Origin of the sequence: Tunicatimonas sp. (assembly GCF_049647865.1) — a bacterium.
In the GTDB taxonomy this organism is placed as follows: Bacteria; Bacteroidota; Bacteroidia; order Cytophagales; family Cyclobacteriaceae; genus Tunicatimonas.
Genome location: NZ_JBARYM010000421.1, coordinates 1 through 4,814, shown reverse-complemented (window position 1 = coordinate 4,814; position 4,814 = coordinate 1). Strand labels below are relative to the sequence as shown.

6 protein-coding genes are annotated in these 4,814 nt (G+C 43.9%); all 6 read left to right on the top strand.

Features of this window, described 5'->3' with window-relative positions; translation table 11 throughout:
• Positions 1–219: 219 nt before the first annotated feature.
• Positions 220–384, top strand: coding sequence for a hypothetical protein (locus WBA23_RS12610; protein WP_424582635.1), 165 nt, complete (start codon positions 220–222; stop codon positions 382–384).
• A 91-nt stretch (positions 385–475) separates the two neighbouring features.
• Positions 476–688, top strand: coding sequence for a hypothetical protein (locus WBA23_RS12605; RefSeq protein WP_424582634.1), 213 nt, complete (start codon positions 476–478; stop codon positions 686–688).
• Positions 685–843, top strand: a complete 159-nt coding sequence (locus WBA23_RS12600; RefSeq protein ID WP_424582633.1) for a DUF4926 domain-containing protein — start codon at positions 685–687, stop codon at positions 841–843. Before WBA23_RS12605 ends, WBA23_RS12600 begins: the two co-directional genes overlap by 4 nt.
• A 325-nt stretch (positions 844–1,168) precedes the next feature.
• A complete protein-coding gene (locus WBA23_RS12595) occupies positions 1,169–1,609 on the top strand; it encodes a response regulator (RefSeq protein WP_424582632.1) in 441 nt (146 codons plus the stop codon).
• A 157-nt stretch (positions 1,610–1,766) separates the two neighbouring features.
• Positions 1,767–3,020, top strand: coding sequence for an NAD(P)/FAD-dependent oxidoreductase (locus WBA23_RS12590; protein ID WP_424582631.1), 1,254 nt, complete (start codon positions 1,767–1,769; stop codon positions 3,018–3,020).
• Between the two features lie 211 nt (positions 3,021–3,231).
• A partial coding sequence (locus tag WBA23_RS12585) for an arylsulfatase (RefSeq protein ID WP_424582630.1) occupies positions 3,232–4,814 on the top strand: 1,583 nt, incomplete at its 3' end.

Below are 4,814 nucleotides of genomic sequence, written 5' to 3'. Positions count from 1 at the left end.
GTAGAGAACTAATGGTAAACTTTTCTATGATGAGATCACCTAATTCTGGATAGCTTATATCTTCACGAATAGTATTTCGTACATTTAGATATGGTAAAGCGATTTTACGTAGATACTTCAGTAATCGTTGATTACTACGATGAAGAATTCTCTGAGGATACTGCCCCGGTTGTTGAGCAGGTAAAAAACGAATAGCTAATTCTCATCATTTCTGACTTATTGGAAGCAGAGCTAACGGGAGGACCTCCTTCGGTTCGAGAATTGCTATCCCAACTACCAGTTACACAGTTAGAACGGGTACAATTAGATGCCACTGCTACTGCATTAGCCGATACTTATATCAGTGAAAAAGTAGTTGGCAAAACTAGCCGGGCCGATTTTTAACATATTGCTTTAGCTACCATTCACCGGGCTGATGTCCTCATTAGTTGGAATTTCAAACATATTGTCAATCTTGAACGCATAAGAGGATACAATGCAGTTAATATCAAACACGGCCATGTTCAACTGGATATTCGTTCACCTAAAGAGATTATTACTGATGAAGACTAAAGAGAAAGATTTCGATACCGTAAAGCACTTCCGAAAAATTAAAGAAAAGATTTCTGAGGAAACGAGTGGGATGGATTATAAGCAGTATAAAGAGTACTTAAACCGCCGTAAGCTAAAACCTACGAGCATAGAATGATGAATGAATTAGATCTTTTTGCCTTAACCAAATCTACTTCCGAACATAGCTTAGAGAAAGGCGATTTAGGTACTATTGTAGCTGTCTACGATGGTAATAAAGGCTATAAAATAGAATTTACTACGTATACTGGAGAAACGACCATCATGGAATAATTGCGGTAATGACGGTTGCCCCTCACCAAATCTGTCCGCTAGGTAAAAAAGAGCTTCGCTCGGCGACCGAATGAGTACCCGTAGTTTGGGGTAATTGCCCTACGAGCCTGGATGTCACATCCATATTTATAGATTACCCAAGATTAAAACCCCCGCCCGGTGTTGGGTTATTGTTCTATGCAAATAGAAGAAAGATAAACACAATCAGAAAAGAAAAATATCGCTAAACGATTGAGAACAATTTTTGTAAATGCTCTTTTGTGGATATCAAACTTCTAGTTATTTTTTCTACTGCTATTATTATTTACCCTGTCAAACCTTAAACATGCCCCAATTACCAGGTAAACTAGTACTTATTGATGACGATGAGCTAGAACGAGAACTTCTGGAAGAGACACTCTCAGAAAAAGAGTGGGAGATATCAATCGAGCACTTTTCCAATGCTCACGAGGCACTCAACTATTTAAAAACCACTTCCGATGCTATCTTTTTGCTGATTTGCGATATGAATATGCCCAAGATCGATGGGTTAACCTTAAAAAAGATGATTGATGACGACCCCCAAATCAGTCAAAAAGCACTACCCTTCATTTTTCTAAGTACATCGGCCACCCGCGATCAGATTCGAGCAGCGTACTCCTATCGGGTACAAGGTTATTTTCGGAAGACTCAGTCTATAGAAGAACAGGCTGAAATGCTAGATATTATTATTCGGTATTGGATCGTTAACCAACATCCTAATATTGAAGATTTGCCGAAGGTATAAAGTAGACATTTAGTTACAAATTCTGCACCGCGTTGAGGTTCTAAATCAAACATTAGTTCTTTTAGTGCATTGTTATTTACTAGAGAAAGTGAAATCTAGTATTTTAGACGCAATAACTTCTCTTTTTTAACCACGCTATCCTTCACTAATAGTCAATATGCCTGAATCTGATACTACCGATGTTATCATTATCGGGGCTGGTCTCTCCGGCCTAATTGCTGCCATTACCTTACAAGAAAGTGGCCGTTCCGTAAAGCTGCTAGAGGCTACGGATCGTCCGGGTGGAAGAATAAAAACCGATGAAGTTGACGGTTACCGTTTGGATCGAGGATTTCAGGTGCTGCTTACCCACTACCCGGAAACAAAGCGCTACTTAGACTACGAAGCACTAAACCTGTGCAAGTTTTCTCCGGGAGCTATTGTACTCAATGATAAAGGGAAGCAAGAAATTGTTGATCCTAGCCGGGTTCCCACCGCTGCGTTCAAAACGTTGTTTGCTCAAGTAGGTTCTATGGGTGATAAGCTTAATATTCTTAAAACCAAGTTTCGCCTCCAGGGAATGTCGGTAGAAGAGATTTTCAATCAGCCCGAGATTAGCACCTTGGCAGTAATTCAGGATTATGGCTACAGCGAACGGATGCTACGCAACTTTTTTCAGCCTTTTATGGCCGGAATATTTCTGGAGGATGAACTAACTACTTCACGGCGGGAGTTCGACTTTGTGTTTAAAATGTTTTCCGAAGGAGACACAGCAATTCCCGAGTTAGGAATGGAAGAAATTCCTAAGCAACTGGCCGCTCGTCTGCCCTCCGGCACGCTTCTTACTAACCAGCGAGTAACCGCTATTGAGGGGCCAACCGTAACTACGGATAATGGTAGTACGCACACCGCTCAGCAAGTTCTATTAGCTACCGAGCCTAATGAGCTTTTAGCTAAACATACGTCCGTTAAGCCTTCTCAGCCGCATCACGCTACGGTGAATGTGTATCTCACGGCTGATGATTCCCCCATTACTAAACCAATGTTGGCACTCAATGCTCGCCCCGACCGGCTGGTTAATAATGTAGTGGTGATGAGCGATGTTTCTTCCGCCTACTCCCCTACCGGAAAGCATTTGATCTCCGTATCAATCATCGGCTCACGGTCCGAAACAGATGAAGAGCTTACCGAAATTATCAAGAGTGAATTACGCACTTGGTTTGGTGACAATACCAATACTTGGGAACATTTGAAAACCTACCGTATTGACTACGCGCTTCCTAATCAAGATTCGGTGTTGCATGACCTGACTAAAGAACGCTGCCAGGTTAAAGAAGGTTTATTTGTCACGGGTGATTATCTGCTAAATGGTTCTATCAATGGTGCCATGCGGGCTGGTCGCCAAGCCGCCGAAATTATGCTACATAGTTAATCATCGGATTTACCGAGAATTACGTATCTTCGTTTTTATACTAATTTTAAATTGAAGATGTCAAATTACAGTTAGATCGTCCCGGCAGAGAATCTACGGTAGCGATGGACCGGCCACACGGCGCAAGCAATTAATAAGTCTTTGATTATCAATTGTTTAAGTAATTTGTAATTCATAATGGTATTATTAACAACCTAACTACCAGTCTACTGTGAAACTCACTATCGTTATCGGTCTGCTTCTCGCTGGCTTACTACTCTCCCATAGTGCTTGCACTCCTTCCGAAGGGCAAACCGAGCCACCGCCTAATATTGTACTAATTATGGCCGATGATATGGGCTTCTCTGATTTGGGCTGCTACGGTTCTGAGATTCAAACCCCCAATCTAGACCGACTGGCAAGCGAAGGAATGCAGATGACCCAGTTCTATAACACGGCTAAGTGCACTGAAACCCGCGCCACCCTACTGACGGGACTTCACTTTCAACAATCTGATAATCTCTATAGATCAGATAATAACGTCACAATAGCCGAGGCGCTGGGTGAAGGTGGTTACCAGACTATTATGAGTGGCAAGTGGCACCTAGGCAACTGGGCGGAAGAAGTTGATACTCCTAACAAAAGAGGCTTCGATGAATACTTTGGTTTCCTGTGTGGGGCGGTCAACTTTTTTACCGGACGAGATTACGGGAGTGATGTTAACTATATGCGCCTCAATAATGAAGTGTTTGAAGCTCCCGAGGATTTTTATACGACCGATGCTTTTACCGACTACGCCATTGAACAAGTATCTGCCGCTACTGAACAAGAAAGTCCTTTCTTCTTATATCTCGCCCATAATGCGCCGCATTTTCCCTTACAAGTTCCTGAAGAAAACATTGCGAAATACCGAAGTAGCTATACCATTGGTTGGGATAGCCTCCGCGTACAACGCTTGCAGCGCATGAAAGAACTCGGCATTGTTGATGCCGATCAGCCATTAGCTCCCCGCGATTCACTGGCACCAGCCTGGGATGTTTTAGACGCTGACCAGCAGCAAAAAGAAGCGGAACTCATGGCCGTGTACGCCGGAATGATAGACCGGCTGGATCAGCAAATCGGTCGCTTGCTCAATCATTTAGATTCGCTGGAAATTGCGGATAATACCCTAATCGTTTTTCTTTCCGATAACGGGGGCTGTCCGTTTGATGCCAATCATTCCCCAATTTTACCCCCCGGGCCGGAAGAATCAGCCCGAACGTACGATACTGAGTGGGCTCAGGCTTCTAATACTCCCTTTCGTAAGTACAAACAATGGATTCATGAGGGCGGAATTGCTACTCCAATGATTATTCGCTGGCCTGGAAAAATTCAGCCGGATAGTAAATCCGAACAACCGGGCCAACTAGTTGATATTATGCCTACGTTTTTAGCAGCGGCCAGAGCTGATTACCCCGATCAATACCCGAGCCGAACCGTGCTACCGATGGAAGGCGTTAGCCTGCTTCCTGCCTGGCAAGGAGAGCAACTCGCTCGCAAGCAACCTATGTTCTGGGAATACCGAGGCAGCCGAGCGGTTCGCGATGGTGACTGGAAATTAGTAGCCCAACGTGGCGGTGACTGGGAGCTTTATAATATGGCGGAAGATCGTGCCGAGCTGGATAACCTAATCAATCAACAACCGAGACGAGCCGAAACAATGCTCGCTGCTTATGAGCAGTGGGCTGAGCGAACGGGCGCTATTTCTACGGAAGAGGCCCTAGCTATGCCCCTGAATCAGCAAGACCGCTACTTTTATGAAGGTGAAAAAGAACC

Bases quoted from the DNA above. Each gene is read 5' to 3' on its own strand.
- WBA23_RS12595 (WP_424582632.1), top strand. From the start codon at position 1,169: ATGCCCCAATTACCAGGTAAACTAGTACTTATTGATGACGATGAGCTA.
- WBA23_RS12605 (WP_424582634.1), top strand. From the start codon at position 476: ATGCAGTTAATATCAAACACGGCCATGTTCAACTGGATATTCGTTCAC.
- WBA23_RS12600 (WP_424582633.1), top strand. From the start codon at position 685: ATGATGAATGAATTAGATCTTTTTGCCTTAACCAAATCTACTTCCGAA.
- WBA23_RS12590 (WP_424582631.1), top strand. From the start codon at position 1,767: ATGCCTGAATCTGATACTACCGATGTTATCATTATCGGGGCTGGTCTC.